The following is a 17,836-nucleotide window of genomic DNA, read 5'->3' as shown; positions in this document are numbered from 1 at the left end:
AATTCATCACAGAGGTCTAATCATGCCTAAATCAGATAGAACAACCCCAACGTACAATGCCCTGTTTCAAGAACACTCCTCTCCTTTAGTTGTATTAAATCGGTATAATCAAACTCGTCCAAGAGTTGATACGGGGCAGTCCTGTCACGTATTTGCCGTAGTTAGTTCACCTAGTTGGGAGACAAGAGCTACAGTGAACACACAGTATGCAAATATAGGCACCGATAAATTAATGGAACGCATGGAGCAACAGGATAGATTTGAGTTGGCCGAGAGGCGAAAAAAGCAACTAGATCCCCAATATATCGAAAAGCCGTTTCCAAATCCAACACCAGAAGAGATACGTCAAGAACGTATGTTCAACATGGGGGAAATTCTTAAACTTAAAACATACGAGACTGTATTACCTGTGGATAAGATGTTCCTTTGTGGAGGTTTCCGACATGATGATATAGTTCCGGAGCATATGTGGATCGAAGACCATACAAATAATAGATCGTATGATACTTTCATTAATCGTGGCGGTATCGCCGTCGTAGATGAGGTAGGTATGGAGGGTCAATCGTTTCAACCTGGATGTGAAGGAAGTCCATTTAGGGGAAATGAGATCGGGCGAGTTAAAGTAGATGGGTACACCTATGGTCAACTAATCGCCATAGCTTCTGGGTCTGAGAATAAAGAAAAGCCTTTTCCCGATTCAATAGCCAATACGCCACAAGTATTAATGGCCATAGAAACCGTTAAACTGGTAAACGAAGCACTAAAAAAAGTACCTGGACCAGGATTATCTGAAGCTGAAGAAAAAATATTAAAAAAAGTAGAGGAGGAACAATTAAAAAAGGGCACAGATAATGAAATTCAACAAGTGATTAGAAATTTGACAGGAGCAGATAAAATTAATTATGAAAGTGCATTGGCTAAATTAGCAGAAGAAGCAAGACAACAAAGAGAAGTAGCTCTCGCAATCGTGGGTACTGGTTTTCATCCCTTTGTGAAGTTAAATCAAGAATTAAATGATGCTATTAAGCTCGAGCAAATCAGAACATCTACCAACTTCCCAGAAATCATTCAGCTCACAATCAACTCACTGGAAGAGTTAAAAAAACTTGAGAATAAAAAAGGTACCCTCCCTAATAACGAATTCAAAGAAAAATTTCAACAAAAGATTGATGAGGCAAGAATACAAATTGAATCTGCATTTGCAATAAGAGAAAAACAAGCTTTTGAGTTTTTGACTAAAAAATGTAATGCCATCAAACCTGAACAAATAGCAAAATCTAAAACAATGACAGAGGTCAAAGAATGCAAGAAGGATCTACTCGAAGAATTAAGAAAGCTTGAGAATCAGAAAAATACCTTGGTTAAGGAAGAAGATAAAATTGTACTTCAACAAAAGATTAACGAGAAAAGACTAAAAATTGAAGAAATATTTACAGAAAAGGAAAAAATCGGCAAAACCATAGAGAAAGTAAAAACAGCTGCAGAAAAATACTTACAATGGTCTAGCGTAAACGCTTCAGGCTGGCGACTCACTAATTTGTCTTATGGTTCTTATGGAAGGGACCAAGCGGACAAATTAATAAAAATGATTGAGCAGGACAAGCCTATGGTCGAAATATTAAAAGCAACGCATGAAATAGTTAATACTTCAGGTATTAATGCGAACTCATTTACTCGTTATTTACATGATGAACTTCACGCTGATAAAGAGAAGCTGGTTGGTAAAGATACACTTAATGAGAAATTTACAAATTATAAGGAAAAAATTCAAGAGGAAATAAATGAAGTGGAGAAAACTGAGGAAGAATATAACCAAATGCGGATTAACTGACTTTTTTATAATTGTTCAGGAAAGGGGGCCAACTTAAGGAAAGCCTGATTCCTATTTTTCTATAGCCTAGATTAGACAAGGCCGTAATCCGAGGGAGGGTGTAGTGCAAAACTCCCGGATTACGACCGCGTTTAATCTAGGCTTAAGTTGACGCCATTAATCACAACCTTTGTAAAAGGAGATAAATGATTACTCAGCCTCACTAAAATGGTAACTCCAATGTAGCATCCAACCGTTTCATTTGTACTTTAAATAACTGTTTTATTTGCTCCAAATAATTTTCATCATCTGCTTCAAAACGAGCAACAAGACAAGGGGTGGTATTCGATGCGCGTAATAATCCCCACCCCTTTTCAAATTCAACACGTAAACCATCAATAGAAATAATGCGTGCTTTTGAAAAATCAGCTATCCCACTAAATTGTTCCATAAACTGAAACTTCGCTTCATCAGCAATAGCAATCTTCAATTCAGGAGTATTTACACTATTAGGAATTGAGGCAAATTGTTCGCTTACGCTCATATCTGATGCACTAATAATTTCCAGTAAACGGCAGGCACTATATAACGCATCATCAAATCCATACCAGCGATCTTTAAAGAACAAATGCCCACTCATCTCACCAGCCAGAACAGCTTGCTCTTTTTTCATCACATGTTTGACTATAGAATGACCTGTAGGACACATTTTGGGTATACCACCTGCCTGTTTGATCACCGACTCTAAATGACTGGAGCATTTTACATCGAAAACTATCGTAGCTCCTGGAAGTCTATTTAACAACTCACGTGAATAAAGCATCATTAGACGATCAGGCCAGATCATTTCTCCTTGATTGGTCACTAAACCCAATCGATCCGCATCGCCATCAAATGCCAAACCTAAATCTGCCTGATGACTTGCCACAGCAGCTTTTAAATCCTCTAAATTTGCTTCAATTGTCGGATCAGGATGATGATTGGGGAAGCGACCATCAACATCGCAATATAAACCAATAACGTCACATCCTAGTTCACGAAGCACTTGCGGAATTATCGGACCCGCAACACCATTCCCACAATCAACTACAACTTTTAATGGGCGTTTAATTGTTATATCACTCATTATTCGTTGTTTGTACTTAGGTATAATATCAAATGTACTCTCTTTACCATGACCAAAAACTCGTTCACCCTTCGCTACTAGACGATACAGAATATCTATGTCTTCCTGCAGTAAAGTTTTTCCGCATAAAACCATTTTAATGCCATTATAATTGGCTGGATTATGGCTGCCCGTAACCATCAAACCACAATCAACTCCTTGGGTATACACAGAAAAATACATCACTGGTGTAGCAACCTCACCCAAATCCAGTACATCAATGCCACTATCCAGTAACCCTTGTTTCAAAGCCGAGGCCATGGCTAAGCTGGTAAGACGTCCATCACGTGCTAAGAAAATTTGTTGTTTTTTTAAATCATGTAAATGATAGGCTATTGCTAATCCAATACTATAAAAAGAATGCTCATCCAATTCTTCTCCGATGATGCCTCTAATATCATAAGCACGAAAAACAGAACGAGAAATTTGCTTTTGTTGATAATTGTTCATCTTAATGCCTCCCAGAACTACCAAATCCACCTTCACCTCGTCCACTTTCGGTAAAATCATCTACAATTTCAAAAGCAGCTTGGATAACAGGAATAAAAACTAATTGCGCAATACGTTCCCCGGGATTTATTGTAAAATGTTCGACGCCTCTATTCCAACAAGAAATCTTGAGCTCACCTTGATAGTCTGAATCAATTAATCCCACCAAATTTCCTAAAACAATACCATTTTTATGGCCTAGGCCTGAACGAGGTAAAATAACCGCTGCTAGTTTAGGATCGGCAATATAAATCGATATGCCTGTAGGCAGTAATACTGTTTCTTGAGGGGCAATTTGGATAGGTTCGTTAATGCAAACACGTAAATCCAAACCTGCTGAACCATGAGTCGCATAAGTAGGTAAAGGAATAGTATCACCTATTCTCGAATCAAGAATCTTTAATTGAATAGCCTGGGTCATGATTTTTCCTATTAATTTTAATGCGCCTCATTTTGCAGACTTGCAGCAAGGATTGCAATAATTTGACCTGCTAAGCGTGTTTTATGGGTTAACGGTAATTCGATTTGTTTGCTTTTTGTAATTACAGTGACTTGATTCACTTCACTATCAAATCCAATTCCTTTTCCGACTGAATTAGCTACTATCATGTCCAGTTTTTTACGGTGCAATTTTTCTGTGGCATAAGGTATAACATTTGTAGTCTCAGCAGCAAATCCGACAATATAAGAAGCTTTGGCTGAATCAGCAACTTGACTTAGAATATCCGGGTTTTTCACCAGTTTAAGTGTTAGCTCATCCTGATTTTTTTTCTTAATTTTTTCAAGTGCGGGCGACTCAACCCCATAATCTGCAACAGCAGCTGTTCCTATAAATATTGCCCCCTCCAGCATTTCCTGCATCACTGCATTCAGCATTTCTTGAGCAGATTCAACCTGAATCCGCTTAATGGCAGTCGCAACATTTAATGTACTTGGTCCACTAATTAAAGTAACCTGCGCTCCAGCCATTGCTGCTGCTTCTGCCATAGCATAACCCATTTTACCAGAACTATAGTTACTTATATAACGTACTGGATCTATAGATTCACGAGTAGGTCCTGCAGTGACTACTACTTTTTTACCAAGTAGTAATCGATGTACCTCGTGTAAACGTATGGCATTGATAATTTGTTCTGCCTCACTGACTCGTCCCAAACCGTATTCACCGCAAGCCTGGGAACCTTCTTCTGGCCCAACAAAAATAACCCCTCTGTCTTGCAAGATCTTACAGTTTGCCTGCGTCGCTGGATGAGCCCACATGCTACGATTCATAGCAGGACAAACGATAATAGGAGTTTCTGCAACAAGATATAAAGTAGACAGCAAGTCATCTGCGATGCCTTGTGTTATTTTAGCAAGACAATTTGCAGAAGCAGGAGCTATAACCAAACAATCTGCCCAACGCGCTAATTCAATATGCCCCATCGCACGCTCTGCTTGAGCATCAAATAACTCCGTACGCACATCGTTACCCGATAATGCTTGCATTAATAAAGGACTCACAAACTCCTGTGCCGATCGGGTCATTACAACTTTAACATCGGCACCCACTCGAGTTAGTTCTCTAACAAGAAAAGCAGACTTATATGCACCGACCCCACCACAAACTCCAAGAAGAATTTTTCTACCAATAAAATCTTGCATAACGAACCTTTTTTGATAAGAATAGCACCGATCAAAGCATAAACTTCGCAATAAAGGAATATAAAATGACAAACGCCCAAACATGGCAGTTCGATCTGCGTGATAAATTACTCACTTATGGTCCTCAGAACCTTTCAGATACAGAATTACTCGCTATTTTTATCAATTCAGACAGTAAAAAAAAATCCTGCATGCAATTGGCTTGTGATCTTCTCATTCATTTAGGTGATTTACGTGCTGTTCTTAATGCTGACACAGAAAGCTTCAAACAAGTACAAGGATTAGGGGAAGTTCAGTATGTCCAATTACAAGCTGTTAAAGAAATATGCAGACGTAGTGATTTTATTCAGATCCAAAAGGAAACCCAAATTACGAACAGTAAACAAACATATGCCTATTTAAAAAAACGTTTACGTGATTGTAAAAATGAAACTTTTGTTGCTTTGTTTCTTGATAACCAACATCGCATCATTGCTTATGACGAACTTTTTTTCGGAACTATTAATACTGCAACGATTCATCCTAGGCCAATTATTGAGCGTGTCCTTAAGCTTAATGCAGCAGCGTTAATACTTGCTCATAATCATCCATCAGGTGTATCTGATCCCAGCCCTCAAGATATAGCTGTAACAGAGCGTATGCGAGAGGCTTTAGAGTTAGTTGATGTGCGCTTGTTGGATCATATCATCATTGGTGATAATGAAGTGTACTCTATCATTGCTGAAGCCAAGTGGGTTTGTCATGACCAATTAGCGCTTTATCACTAAAGACTGTGGCTATGATGAAACAAATTTTACATCTCTTGACTCTTGTCATTTTATGATTAAAAATTTTATACTTCGAGCAATTAATATAATCAATGAGTTGACCACATGCCTTTTTCCACAAAATTAGTCGCAGATTACGTTGAAATGATTAACGGTGAATTGGATCATATTCCTGTAGCGCAACCAGCAGAATTTAAATTCATCGCCGAAGAATTGCACGATATGATTAGCTGGTCTTTCTCTAAGGCAATAAGAAACTGCTTTTTTAGAGCCTCTCCAAAACCCACTCTTCCTCATGCAACTAAAGAACAACCTAATTATATAAGCTACTGTTTGAATAACCCGCAAGATTTTGTAAAATTAGCTGCGGATTATGCTGAGTACAAAAAAATTCTCATACAGAGGATTACTGCTAAAATAAATGAATTTCAATCTATGGATACAAAGGAAAAATGGAAATATATTCAATTTCAAAAAGAAAGCCATAATGCGCCGCTACAAAACATACCCATGTAAGGGGATGTCTAATTGCACTAAGGAACGTGCACGAAATAACGTACACGTTCCTAAGCCCTTAAAAAATCAAATGCAATGACGTTCGCTATTTCAGATTTTCTTAGAGCTAAAGCCAGGAGCCTATCCACCCCTAAAGCCACACCACTGCACGGCGGTAACCCATGCTCCAACGCGTTTAAAAGGTATTGATCTGCCTTAGCAGTACGAAGACCTTTTTCATTTCTTAGATGTTGATCCAGAGCAAAACGCTTTTTTTGTGCAGCAGCATCAGTTAGCTCATGAAATCCATTTGCTAATTCAACCCCTTGATAATAAACTTCAAAGCGTTCAGCAACTCCCTCATTAATTTTAGCTAAAGCAGCTTGCGACTCCGGAAAATCATATAAAGCAACAGGAACACTCTCCTTCGCTAAAAAAGGTTCCACTATATGGCTCATCAGTAAAAATAAATACTGGTCTTTATCTTCTTCATTCGCAGGCAACACTTTATCCAAATTAAAACACTCTAATACCTGCCGAAGCTCTTCCAACGTTGCACAAAAAGGATCAACATTACATGCCTCAAGAAAAGCCTGTTGGTAGGTTTTCTTAAGCATGGGTTTAGATCGCAAGATCATTTGTAAGAATAAATCCATTTCCTCCATCAAAGTATGGTGATCAATACCCAATTGATACCATTCTAATAAAGTAAACTCCGGATTATGCCAACGACCTAATTCATCATCGCGAAATACACGTGCAATTTGGAAAATAGGACCACTACCTGCAGCAAGAAGACGTTTCATATGGTATTCAGGAGAGGTTTGTAGGTAATAGGTTTCACCTCGAAACAGCGCTTCAATATTACTTAAGTAAACATCTGTTGTACCGTAACGTGCCATTATTGGTGTTTCTACCTCCCAATAACCACGTTCCGTAAAAAAATAACGTATCTTTTTTAATAATTCAGCACGTTGACGTAATAATTCAATGGATGCAGACGGTTCCCACATTAATAAAAAATTCCCAGCTCAAGACGTGCTGCCTCAGTCATCCGTTCTTGAGACCAAGGTGGCTCCCAAACTAATTCAACAGTACAATCACTAACCCCGTCAACTTGATTGACTGCTTGTTCTACAGTTCCTGGAAAAGTTTGTGCAACTGGACATCCAGGAGTAGTTAAAGTCATTTGAATTAAGACATGGGCATTATCGTCTATAGATACATCATAAATTAGGCCCAAATCATAAATATTAACAGGAATCTCCGGATCATAAATACCTCGAAGGGCATTGATAATGGCCTCTTTCAATAATTCAGGATCCTGTTTTTTCTTAAAACCAAACATAAACCTACCTATTTTTGTAGCCTGGATGAAGGCAAATTCGTGATCATTATCCCTATACTACGAACTACAGCGTTCACTATTTCTATTCTGTTTTTACCACATTACTTTCTTTATTTAATGCTGCTTCCAACGTATGCCAAGCTAAAGTAGCACATTTTACGCGCGCCGGATAAGCCTTAACTCCAGCAAGCACAGTCAATTTATCCATATACTGTAATTGACCTTCTTCATTTTGAGTCAGCATATGGTGAAAACGATGAAATAGTTCATGAGCGTCTTCCACTGTTTTTCCCTTTAAAGAATCAGTCATCAAGGAAGCGGAGGCTTGAGATATCGCACAGCCACATCCTAAAAAGCTCAATTCAGTAATCAAATCATTTTCAATCTTGGCATAAACGGTTAATTTATCGCCACACAAAGGATTAAAACCATTAGCCTGATGCGTTGCATCCTGCATTGCATAGTGATGACGAGGATTCCGATTATGATCAATAATAATTTCCTGATATAACTCTCGCAATTCAGCACTCATGCAAATACCTCTTTAACTTTATGTAATGCTTGTACACACGAATCAATTTCATGGGTTGTGTTATAAAATGATAAAGAAATACGTGAAGTAGCCGCAACATTATAAAAGTCCATCAATGGCATAGTACAATGATGGCCGCTGCGCAAAGCAATTCCTTCACTATCCAAAATAGTGCCAATATCATGAGCATGAATTGTTCCATGCACAAAAGAAATAATAGGAACTTTTTGCTTCGCTGTACCTATGATACTAAATCCACTTACTGATTTAACAGCAGCGGTTGCATAGTTCAGTAACTTTGTTTCATAAGCAGCAATTGCGTCTAAATCCAAAGATCCTAAATAATCAATAGCGGCACCTAGGCCTACAACTCCAGCAATATTAGGAGTTCCTGCTTCAAATTTTTGAGGTAGTGGTGCATATTCTGTTGCTTCAAAAGTCACATAATTGATCATCTCGCCCCCTCCTTGATAGGGGGACATGGCATCCAAAAGTTCTTCTCTACCCCACAAGATACCTATACCTGTTGGACCATACATTTTATGGCCTGAAAAAGCATAAAAGTCACAACCTAAATCCTGAACATCTACAGGTAAATGGGCTGTAGCTTGGGCTCCATCTAATAAAACCTTTGCGCCATACTCATGTGCCATCTCAATCATTTTTTTCACTGGGTTAACCGTACCTAAGGCATTGGAAACATAATTGATTGCCACCAGTTTAGTATTCTTATTTAATTTTTTCGCAAATTCATCCAATAAGATTTCACCATCAAGCGAAATAGGTGCTACTTGTAATTTTGCACCTGTTTTTTTGCATACCATCTGCCAAGGTACGATATTCGAATGGTGCTCCATATGTGTAATTAATATTTCCTCATCAGGCAAAATACGTGGCGCAACCAAACTTTGAGCAACAAGGTTAATTGCCTCTGTTGTTCCACGCACAAAAATACACTCTCGTGGCGAATAAGCATTAATAAAACGTTTCACTTTGGAGCGAACAGCTTCATAAAGTTCAGTAGACCTAACACTTAAAGTATGAACACCACGATGTACATTCGCATTATCATGCTCGTAATAACGAGAAATAGCCTCAATTACGGCTTTAGGCTTTTGCGTTGTTGCTGCATTATCAAAATAAATTAAATCAAAATCATTCACTTTTTGATTAAGTATAGGGAAATCTCTACGAATTGCCTCAATATCCAAAGCGTCCATTAGTCTTACCCCAACTGTTTTGTTAATAAATGACCCATGTAGGCTGCCAACTCACGATGTGGAACAAGCCTTAAATTATCACTAGCAAAAGCATGGATTAAATAATGCGATGCTTCAAGTCGATCAATTCCACGAGTTGCTAAATAAAATAATGCTTCTTCATCAAGTTGTCCAACTGTAGCTCCATGGGAACACAATACATCATCAGCAAAAATTTCCAACTGTGGTTTGGTGTCCACCTCTGCATTTGCTGAAAGTAATAGGTTTTTATTTTGTTGTTTGGCATCAGTGTGTTGCGCATCTTTGGCAACGAACACTTTGCCATTAAATACGGCACGTGAGCGTCCCGTTAAAATACCTTTATAATCTTGTTCACTGCTGCAATTAGGCACTAAATGCTGCACCATAGTGTGATGATCTACATGTTGTCCATCTGTAGGCGCATAAATACCATTCATCAAAGAATGAGCCTTTTCTTCATGTAAATACAAACTAATATCAGAGCGTACCCATTGCCCACCTAGACTCAATGAATGATTGGCAAATTCACTACCTGCTAATTGTTTTACAGCTAAATGCCCCACATGATAAGCAGATTTACTTTCTCGTTGAATCTTATAGTGAGTTATTTGAGCATTAGCACCAACTAAAATTTCGGTAACTGTATTCGTTAAATAACTACAATCGGGTAAGCCTTGATAATCTTCGATTATCGTAGCGCGACTGTTTGCCTCGGCAACAATAACATGTCGTAAATAAACCGCTTGATTCATGTGTGTTTGCACATGACTTAAAGCGATAGGCTCCTCTAGAATAACTCCCTCTGGGATATAAATCATCATCCCACAATGAATCATAGCCGTATTCAAATAATGAAAGCCATGCTCTTGTTTTAAAATACTTCCCAGATAAGACTTAAGTAATTCAGGATACTGAATGATTGCAACTGATAATGGAAGAACAATCACTCCCTTAGGTAAGGAGCGTGTAAGCTGTTCATCACTGAAATAAGACCCATTTTGGAACAACAAATGTTTTGTTATTGGCAAATCAAATTTTATTTCATGATGCCGAGACTTTGCTGCACATGCCAAATCACTCACAGGCAGAAAAGATTGATTTAATAAAGCATCAACACTGGTGTATTTCCAATCCTCATCATGGCGTGTCGGAAAACCACGACGATGTAAATCCTTTAATGCTTTAGTTTGTAATTGAGCAAGCCAAGGCAAAGGGGATAAACTTGTTTTTGCTTGTTGTTGATAAAAATCCAAAATCTCGCTCATCACTGCACCGTTTCCTCAAGCCAGCTGTACCCTTTTTTCTCTAATTCAAGTGCAAGGGATTTATCACCTGAAAGAATGATACGCCCATTAACCAGCACATGAATAAAATCTGGTTCAATATAATCAAGTAACCGTTGGTAATGGGTCACTAAAATAATGGAACGTTCTGGTGAACGCATCGCATTCACACCATGAGAAATAATACGCAATGCATCAATATCTAAACCTGAATCTGTTTCATCAAGGATTGCAAGCTTAGGCTCTAAAGCAGCCATCTGTAAAATTTCATTACGCTTTTTTTCTCCTCCAGAAAATCCCTCATTAATACTGCGATATAAAAAGCTCTCATCCATCTCAAGCAACTGGCATTTTTCACGAATGAACGTTAAAAACTCAATAGCATCAAGCGTATTTTTCCCTTGGCCTTTACGTACTGCATTCACAGAGGCTTTTAGAAAATTAATATTGGTCACTCCAGGTATTTCCACTGGATATTGAAAAGATAGAAAAATCCCAGATCGCGCTCTTTCCTCTGGAGACAAGGGATTTAAATCTTGTTCTAAATAAGAGATCGCTCCATCAGTGACTTGATAAGAAGGATGGCCAGCTAAAACTTTAGACAAAGTACTTTTACCAGAACCATTTGGGCCCATAATTGCATGAACTTCACCAGCATTTACTTGAAGATCAATACCTTTTAAAATGGCTTGTCCATTTACCGAAACATTTAAGTCTTTAATTTTTAACATACTAACCTACTGCCCCTTCTAAACTTAAGCCCAATAATTTAGTTGCTTCCACCGCAAACTCCATGGGCAATTCTTTTAATACCTGCTTACAAAAACCATTAACAATCATTGACACAGCATCTTCTGTATCAATTCCGCGTTGTTGACAATAAAACAATTGTTCTTCACTAATTTTTGAAGTAGTTGCTTCATGTTCTACTTGCGCCGTCGGATTTTTAACCTCTATGTAAGGGAACGTGTGTGCAGAACATTCAGACCCCATAAGCATTGAATCACATTGAGTATAATTACGCGCATTGATTGCCGTGGGCGCAATACGAACTAGACCACGATAAGCATTATGTGCTTTGCCAGCGCTAATTCCTTTGGAAATAATCGTTGATCGTGTATTTTTACCGATATGAATCATTTTAGTACCGGTATCTGCTTGTTGGTAATTATTGGTCAAAGCAACTGAATAAAACTCACCCACAGAATCATCACCTTGCAAAATCACACTTGGATATTTCCAGGTAATAGCTGAGCCAGTTTCGATTTGCGTCCAAGAAATTTTAGAGCGTTTGCCACGACATGCCCCTCGCTTAGTCACAAAATTATAAATACCCCCTTTTCCTTCTTTATCGCCAGGGTACCAATTTTGTACGGTTGAATATTTAATTTGAGCCCCATCCAAAGCAACCAATTCAACAACAGCAGCATGCAATTGATTTTCGTCACGCATGGGCGCAGTACATCCCTCAAGGTAAGATACATAACTGTCAACATCAGCAACAATTAATGTGCGTTCAAACTGTCCTGTAGAGGCCGCATTAATCCGAAAATAGGTGGATAGCTCCATAGGACAACGTACCCCTTTGGGAATATAAACAAAAGAGCCATCGCTAAAAACAGCCGAATTCAGAGCAGCATAAAAATTATCGCGATAAGAAACAACTGAGCCTAAATATTGCATTAACAATTCAGGATATTGATGCACTGCTTCAGAAATTGGGCAAAAAATAACCCCCTTTTCAGCCAATTTTGCTTTAAAAGTGGTCGCTACAGAAACACTATCAAAAACAGCATCTACAGCCACACCAGCAAGCATTTCTTGCTCTCTTAAAGGAATACCAAGCTTTTCATAAGTTCTTAGTAATTCGGGATCGACCTCATCAAGACTTTTTGGCGCATCTTTTTTCTGCTTGGGCGCTGAATAATAAGAAATATCCTGAAAATCCACTGGCGGATAATGAACGCTAGACCATTGAGGAGGAGACATAGTTAACCAATGTCGGTAGGCTTTTAAACGCCACTCGAGTAAAAACTCTGGTTCACCTTTAACAGCTGATAATCGCCGAATAACCTCTTCGTCCAATCCAGGTGCAAAAGTGTCTACCTCAATGTCGGTCGTAAAACCATGTTGATATTCTCTATCGAGCAGAGAATTAATTTGCTCACTGCTTTTAGCCACGATTAACTCCACTTGCTAATTGTCGAACCCGCTCCACATCACGTGCAAGCAAAGTGGGTTTAGCTAATGTAGCTAAACTCACACTATCCAGAGCTGTTTCAATTGCTTGGCTAATTAATCGCCAATTACCCTGAATAGTACAAACATCTTGTAACGAACAGCCATTAGGGTGTGCACTGCACTCTGTGAAGCCACGATGTTCTTCCAATGCAAAAATTATTTGCGACACAGAAATTTCAGTAGCAGGATGTCGCAATTGGTATCCTCCAGTTACTCCGCGCACCGAGGTTAACAACCCTGCACTGGTCAAACGTTTTAAAATTTTACTTACCGTAGGTACAGTCAAATGAGTATGCAAAGCAATATCACGAGCATTACATAATTCTTGCGCGTGTCTGGCGAGATAAACCATCACTACTGTTCCATAATCGGCCAATTTGCTGATGCGCAGCATAACACCTCAAAATCGAATAATCTAGTACTAATTAAGTCTTAATTAACGTGAGCTCGACATAAAAGGCATAAAAACACCGTTGATGTCGATAAACGAACGTTATCCAACTCTAAATACAATCAGTTCGATATAAAAAACCACTTTATTTTTTAGGTCGAACTCATATTAATTAAAGATAAAATCCAGATTTATTAATTTATCCATACTATAAATATAGTACTAAAACGGTTCTATATCTGGCGAACAGGAATAGTACCTTATTGTTAAGGAGTGATGCAAATAAAATAATCGAAAGATTTTGTTTCTGCACTCCTCAAAGTGCCCATTTCTCACAAGTTATATCCATCTCCCTCCCATTCTTTCATTAAAGTAAACAGAATGGATAGATATCAAATCGTCTGTGGTTATAAAAGTAAGCAACGTATCATTTTGGCCAGATTATAAATCTTGGCCTACTTGAACTATAGGTAGTACATAACGTATTATCTTCCTTATTGGGTTAAGAATATTTGCACTTTGACTTCATGGAACAAAGATTCATTAGGAGCAAGACCATGACAGCTGAGCATTATCCGGTCTCGCTCGTCAACAATCACCTCAACTCGGGAACTTCACTTATCCCGCAGGGATACTATCGTTCTAAATTATTTATCGCTCCTTTTTCTACTAATGCTCTGGTTGCTGCAGCAGGCCCTCTTTTATCATTATTGGAAAGACTTTGTTTAAGCCCTTCACTACCCCCTATTGAAAATATTAGAGATAACATTGAGCACGAACTGCTTGCGTTTCAAAGCAAAATGGATGCTTCTAAGTATCCCATGGATTTTATTATCATTGCTCATTATTTAATAACGGCAACCATAGATGAACTCATTGGTAAAAATTACATGCGTGTTTATCAAATAAATGCCGAATTCAAGGCTTTTACACCACTAACCAATGGCGATGCTCAACCTCAATATCGTTTTTTTGAAATTCTTAATTACATTAAAGAGCGACCCAATCAATATCTCGATCTCATTGAATTGGTTTATTTTTTTCTAATTGTAGGCTTTGAGGGACATTATCATCTTAAACCTGATGGACGACAAGCTTTAGACAACTACATCGAGGATCTCTATCAGATAATACAGCAAAATCGTTTTCACCAGCCACGCCGTTTATTTAACGAAAACCCGTTGCCTAAAACTATTAAGAAAAGTTATAAGACAGTCATAGTCACTCTGGTTACAGCTGTAACTTTAGTAGCCTTTGCTTTTTTTACTAGCCAATATTTATTAGAGAATAAAGCAAAATCAGTTTTATTTGGTCATTCACAACTCGCTCTTCTGGAGAGCTAATGGACAACTCTTTACGCGCATTGTGTGATGCTATAAAAAAAATACTTTCCCAATTAAAGCCCCAAAGCCACCCACTCTCGTTTATAGTGATTACGGGAAAAAATGCACAAGGAAAGTCTGCCTTATTGAAACAAGGTAACATGGAGGAAATACCTGTCTTTAGCGAGCAACATGCAAAAGTCTATTTTAATCAGCAAGGGATCATGATTGAGTTGGGGGAAAATTGGTTAAACAACAGTAAAAGCCTCTTACTCAATACACTAAAACAGTTAAATCGTTGTAACTCATATCTAAAAATTACCGGCATAGTGTTATGTATTGATGTAAACGACCTGCTTATTGCTGATCCCACACAATTTGCTGAACAAAAAAAAGCGCACCTACAGTTGTTAGAACGATTTGGTATTAATTTGGGTTATCCTGTGGAGCTTGCTCTGATTTTTACCAAAATGGATACTTTAGCCGGTTTTACTGAGTTTTATCAATCAGAACATGCGACCGATTTAGCAAAACCTCTTGGATTTTCTCTTGATTGCATGAATGAGCCTAAAAAAAAGAAAGAAGCTTATGCGTTACAATTTAATCAACTGATAGAGCAACTAAATCAACAAGTCATTCATAAGATGCATCCTGCGCGCTCCACAATGAGACGTAGTTTAATTCGTGAATTCCCCTTACAGGTGGCAAGCCTCTGTACCCCAATTCATGCAGTAATACATGGAGTTTCAACAAAGCTATTTCATTTGCATTCAATTTATTTTACGAGTGCTGAGCAAGGAGGGATCAGTATTGATCGTCTCAATAAAAAAATTCAACACGAATATGCATTAGTCGTTCAAGATACTTTTCCTCAGGCAACCAATTTCAGAGCCTATTTTGTTGAGGGTGCCTTAAAGACAGTCCAAGAACATTGCAGCCAAATTCCACAGCTACGAAAGTTTTCACAAAAAACCATTATTTCAGTAACAGCGAGTATTGCTGGAATTGCTCTACTGATTTTAAGTTACAATTATTATAAAACAGCGCACTTGCTGGATGAAGCAAGCAAAGAGTTACTTGCCTATGACGTACTCAATAATCAACAGGATAAACAAAAACAGGCTCTTTATCATTTATCGAATGCTGCACAAACAATGAGCCATATTCCAAGTAATTCTTTATCACTGCCAACAGTACATCAACTAAAAAATAATTTGCAAAATAGTACCGACAACCGCCTATATGGTGATTTTTTATCTTCTCTAACGAATGAAATCGAAGAAGTTATTAATAACCCAAGTAATACGCCAATTACTCGATATAATGCGTTGAAAATTTACTTAATGCTTAGCCAACCAGAACATTTCTCAACAATACAAGTACATGATTGGTTTGCTGCTCATTGGAAAAGTCAACCAGAAATCACCTTAAAAAAGCATTTGACTCTATTAAAACGGCTCTTAAATAAACCACCAAAAAATATAATAATCAAACAACAAATCATTACCGATGCTCGCAATTATCTTAATGCTTTGCCTACAAGTTATCTGTATTACTCTATTGCCAAAGAGTTTTTTCCTACAATGAAACAACAAATTGCGATTAATGGATTTGTTTTAGCTACAAATGAATTACCTGTTTATTTCACTCGAACTGGTTTTGATGATGTGATACAGAAAATGCCTGAGATTAACCATGCGTTGCAAAAAGAAAATTGGGTACTTGCACGCAATGATTTAGGTCAATTACAAGAGATGCTGATTCAAGCCTATTGCTTTGATTATGTCACCTGGTGGCAAACCTTTATGCGCAAATCGCAACCGTTTCATTATCAAGATTATCAAGCTGGGCGACAAGTCGTTAAAAATTTAGAGCAGTCCCATGCTTTAAGTAAAATAATAGGCTTAATTCAACAAGAAACTAAGGCAGACTTGACTAACAACTCGTCACCTTTTAATCAGTTTATTGCGAGTCAATTTACTGATTTGAATTTGATGAGTCATTCTAGCACTCAAGAGCTTAGCTTAAAAATCGTTGATTTAGAACGTTTTATTTCTACTTTATCCATGATAAATGATGAGGGAAAAACTGCATTTAATATCACAAGAACACGGTTCGCTAGTGACAACGCATCTGATCCAGTAAGTCTACTTTATAATCAAGCAAAACTGTTACCTACACCTTTAAGTATTTGGTCAAAACAATTAGCAAGTGATGCCTGGAGTATTTTAATCAAAGACAGTCGCCAATATATTAACCAACAATGGAAACAAACCGTCTATCGAGACTTCCAAACCACCATTGCACAACGTTATCCGTTTGATTCATCACAACGTGAGGAAATAGCGATTCATGATTTTAATCGTTTTTTCTCCACTCATGGAACATTAAACACATTTACTGAAAACTATGTAAAACCTTTCTTAGATATTTCTAGTGCAGAATGGAAACCAAAAGCGGTTAATGATACTGTATTACCAATCACCCCAGAAACATTAGATGCACTAATACGGGCCAATATTATTACAAATATGTTTTTCCCCGACCGTGGCGAAGAAAGCAAAATCAACTTCAGTTTGCAGAAAATCAGTCTTGACCCTGTAGTTGCAAACTTGGAGTTACAAATTGGTCAAACTAAATTATCGGATAACCAAGGCAGTGACTCGATGACTCACTTTACCTGGCCTCAAACCAATGCAAAACTTGCTCTTGACTCTATTGAAGGGAACCATTACGAACTCGCTGAACAAGGAATATGGGCCTTATTCAAACTTCTAGAAAAGGTAAATGTACTTATTGATGAACAAGATAGCTCCAACTTACAAATTCTTTTTGAAGTGAACAGCAATTCAGGACGTTATTTATTAAAAACAAATAATCAGGTGAACCCCTTTACACCCGGGATTTTAAATGGCTTTAACTTGGAAGAATATATTGTTTAATCATTGATGATTATTATCTTTTTCCCTTAAAAAGGGAGTGTTTTCTTATTAAAGGTAAGCGCTCACAATGATGGCTATTTTACCCTCTAGCTCATTAAAGAATGACATTACTCGGTGAACACTGGCTTATTAGAGGACTAATGATTTCTTCTATTTGGGAAAGTAA

The 17,836-nt window shown here is 37.8% G+C and carries 16 protein-coding genes; 5 read left to right on the top strand and 11 right to left on the bottom strand.

Annotation, left to right across the window (positions count from 1 at the left end):
* Nucleotides 1-22 precede the first annotated feature (22 nt).
* Nucleotides 23-1,831, top strand: a complete 1,809-nt coding sequence (locus Lsan_RS06240; protein WP_058513632.1) for a hypothetical protein — start codon at nt 23-25, stop codon at nt 1,829-1,831.
* 202 nt (nt 1,832-2,033) lie between these two features.
* Here the strand turns inward: Lsan_RS06240 and Lsan_RS06235 are convergent, their stop codons facing one another.
* Genes Lsan_RS06235 through coaBC form a run of 3 tightly spaced genes read right to left on the bottom strand, consistent with a single transcriptional unit; the run spans nt 2,034 to nt 5,108 of the window.
* A complete protein-coding gene (locus Lsan_RS06235; RefSeq protein ID WP_058513631.1) occupies nt 2,034-3,425 on the bottom strand; it encodes a phosphomannomutase/phosphoglucomutase in 1,392 nt (463 codons plus the stop codon).
* A gap of 1 nt (nt 3,426) precedes the next feature.
* Nucleotides 3,427-3,885, bottom strand: a complete 459-nt coding sequence (dut, locus tag Lsan_RS06230) for a dUTP diphosphatase (RefSeq protein WP_058513630.1) — start codon at nt 3,883-3,885, stop codon at nt 3,427-3,429.
* 17 nt (nt 3,886-3,902) lie between these two features.
* The gene (gene coaBC / locus Lsan_RS06225) at nt 3,903-5,108 is read right to left on the bottom strand and encodes a bifunctional phosphopantothenoylcysteine decarboxylase/phosphopantothenate--cysteine ligase CoaBC (RefSeq protein ID WP_058513629.1); all 1,206 of its coding nucleotides are present in this window, start codon (nt 5,106-5,108) and stop codon (nt 3,903-3,905) included.
* 65 nt (nt 5,109-5,173) lie between these two features.
* Here coaBC and radC point away from each other — a divergent pair, with 65 nt between their 5' ends.
* Both radC and Lsan_RS06215 read left to right on the top strand, forming a co-directional pair.
* Nucleotides 5,174-5,875 (top strand): RadC family protein, encoded by a 702-nt coding sequence (gene radC / locus Lsan_RS06220; protein ID WP_058513628.1) that lies wholly within the window; start codon nt 5,174-5,176, stop codon nt 5,873-5,875.
* Nucleotides 5,876-5,980: 105 nt separating this feature from the next.
* A complete protein-coding gene (locus tag Lsan_RS06215) occupies nt 5,981-6,391 on the top strand; it encodes a hypothetical protein (RefSeq protein ID WP_058513627.1) in 411 nt (136 codons plus the stop codon).
* A gap of 50 nt (nt 6,392-6,441) precedes the next feature.
* Here the strand turns inward: Lsan_RS06215 and epmA are convergent, their stop codons facing one another.
* From epmA to Lsan_RS06175, 8 genes are all read right to left on the bottom strand, one after another.
* Nucleotides 6,442-7,383 carry an elongation factor P--(R)-beta-lysine ligase gene (gene epmA, locus Lsan_RS06210; RefSeq protein ID WP_058513626.1) on the bottom strand — a complete coding sequence of 314 codons (942 nt, stop codon included), beginning with the start codon at nt 7,381-7,383 and terminating at the stop codon, nt 6,442-6,444.
* Nucleotides 7,383-7,718, bottom strand: coding sequence for an SUF system Fe-S cluster assembly protein (locus Lsan_RS06205; protein ID WP_058513625.1), 336 nt, complete (start codon nt 7,716-7,718; stop codon nt 7,383-7,385). Before Lsan_RS06205 ends, epmA begins: the two co-directional genes overlap by 1 nt.
* Before the next feature lie 82 nt (nt 7,719-7,800).
* Complete coding sequence (sufU, locus tag Lsan_RS06200; RefSeq protein WP_058513624.1) at nt 7,801-8,250, bottom strand: Fe-S cluster assembly sulfur transfer protein SufU; 450 nt, start codon at nt 8,248-8,250, stop codon at nt 7,801-7,803.
* Nucleotides 8,247-9,470: a cysteine desulfurase gene (locus Lsan_RS06195; RefSeq protein ID WP_058513623.1), complete on the bottom strand. Its 1,224-nt coding sequence runs from the start codon at nt 9,468-9,470 to the stop codon at nt 8,247-8,249. Before Lsan_RS06195 ends, sufU begins: the two co-directional genes overlap by 4 nt.
* A 5-nt stretch (nt 9,471-9,475) precedes the next feature.
* The gene (gene sufD, locus Lsan_RS06190; protein WP_058513622.1) at nt 9,476-10,756 is read right to left on the bottom strand and encodes a Fe-S cluster assembly protein SufD; all 1,281 of its coding nucleotides are present in this window, start codon (nt 10,754-10,756) and stop codon (nt 9,476-9,478) included.
* Nucleotides 10,756-11,505: a Fe-S cluster assembly ATPase SufC gene (gene sufC, locus Lsan_RS06185; protein WP_058513621.1), complete on the bottom strand. Its 750-nt coding sequence runs from the start codon at nt 11,503-11,505 to the stop codon at nt 10,756-10,758. The genes sufD and sufC overlap by 1 nt, the downstream gene beginning before the upstream one ends.
* A 1-nt stretch (nt 11,506) precedes the next feature.
* Nucleotides 11,507-12,955 (bottom strand): Fe-S cluster assembly protein SufB, encoded by a 1,449-nt coding sequence (gene sufB, locus Lsan_RS06180; protein ID WP_058513620.1) that lies wholly within the window; start codon nt 12,953-12,955, stop codon nt 11,507-11,509.
* The gene (locus tag Lsan_RS06175; RefSeq protein WP_058513619.1) at nt 12,948-13,409 is read right to left on the bottom strand and encodes an SUF system Fe-S cluster assembly regulator; all 462 of its coding nucleotides are present in this window, start codon (nt 13,407-13,409) and stop codon (nt 12,948-12,950) included. The genes sufB and Lsan_RS06175 overlap by 8 nt, the downstream gene beginning before the upstream one ends.
* 554 nt (nt 13,410-13,963) lie before the next feature.
* Between Lsan_RS06175 and icmH the strand changes: the two genes are divergently transcribed.
* Together icmH and icmF are read left to right on the top strand one after the other, a co-directional pair.
* On the top strand, nt 13,964-14,749 hold the full coding sequence (gene icmH, locus Lsan_RS06170) for a type IVB secretion system protein IcmH/DotU (protein WP_058513618.1): 786 nt from the start codon (nt 13,964-13,966) through the stop codon (nt 14,747-14,749).
* Complete coding sequence (icmF, locus tag Lsan_RS06165; RefSeq protein WP_058513617.1) at nt 14,749-17,670, top strand: type IVB secretion system protein IcmF; 2,922 nt, start codon at nt 14,749-14,751, stop codon at nt 17,668-17,670. The genes icmH and icmF overlap by 1 nt, the downstream gene beginning before the upstream one ends.
* Nucleotides 17,671-17,836: the final 166 nt, after the last annotated feature.

It is taken from the genome of Legionella santicrucis (assembly GCF_001468135.1).
Taxonomy (GTDB): domain Bacteria; phylum Pseudomonadota; class Gammaproteobacteria; order Legionellales; family Legionellaceae; genus Legionella; species Legionella santicrucis.
This window is presented reverse-complemented; position numbering and strand designations above follow the sequence as displayed.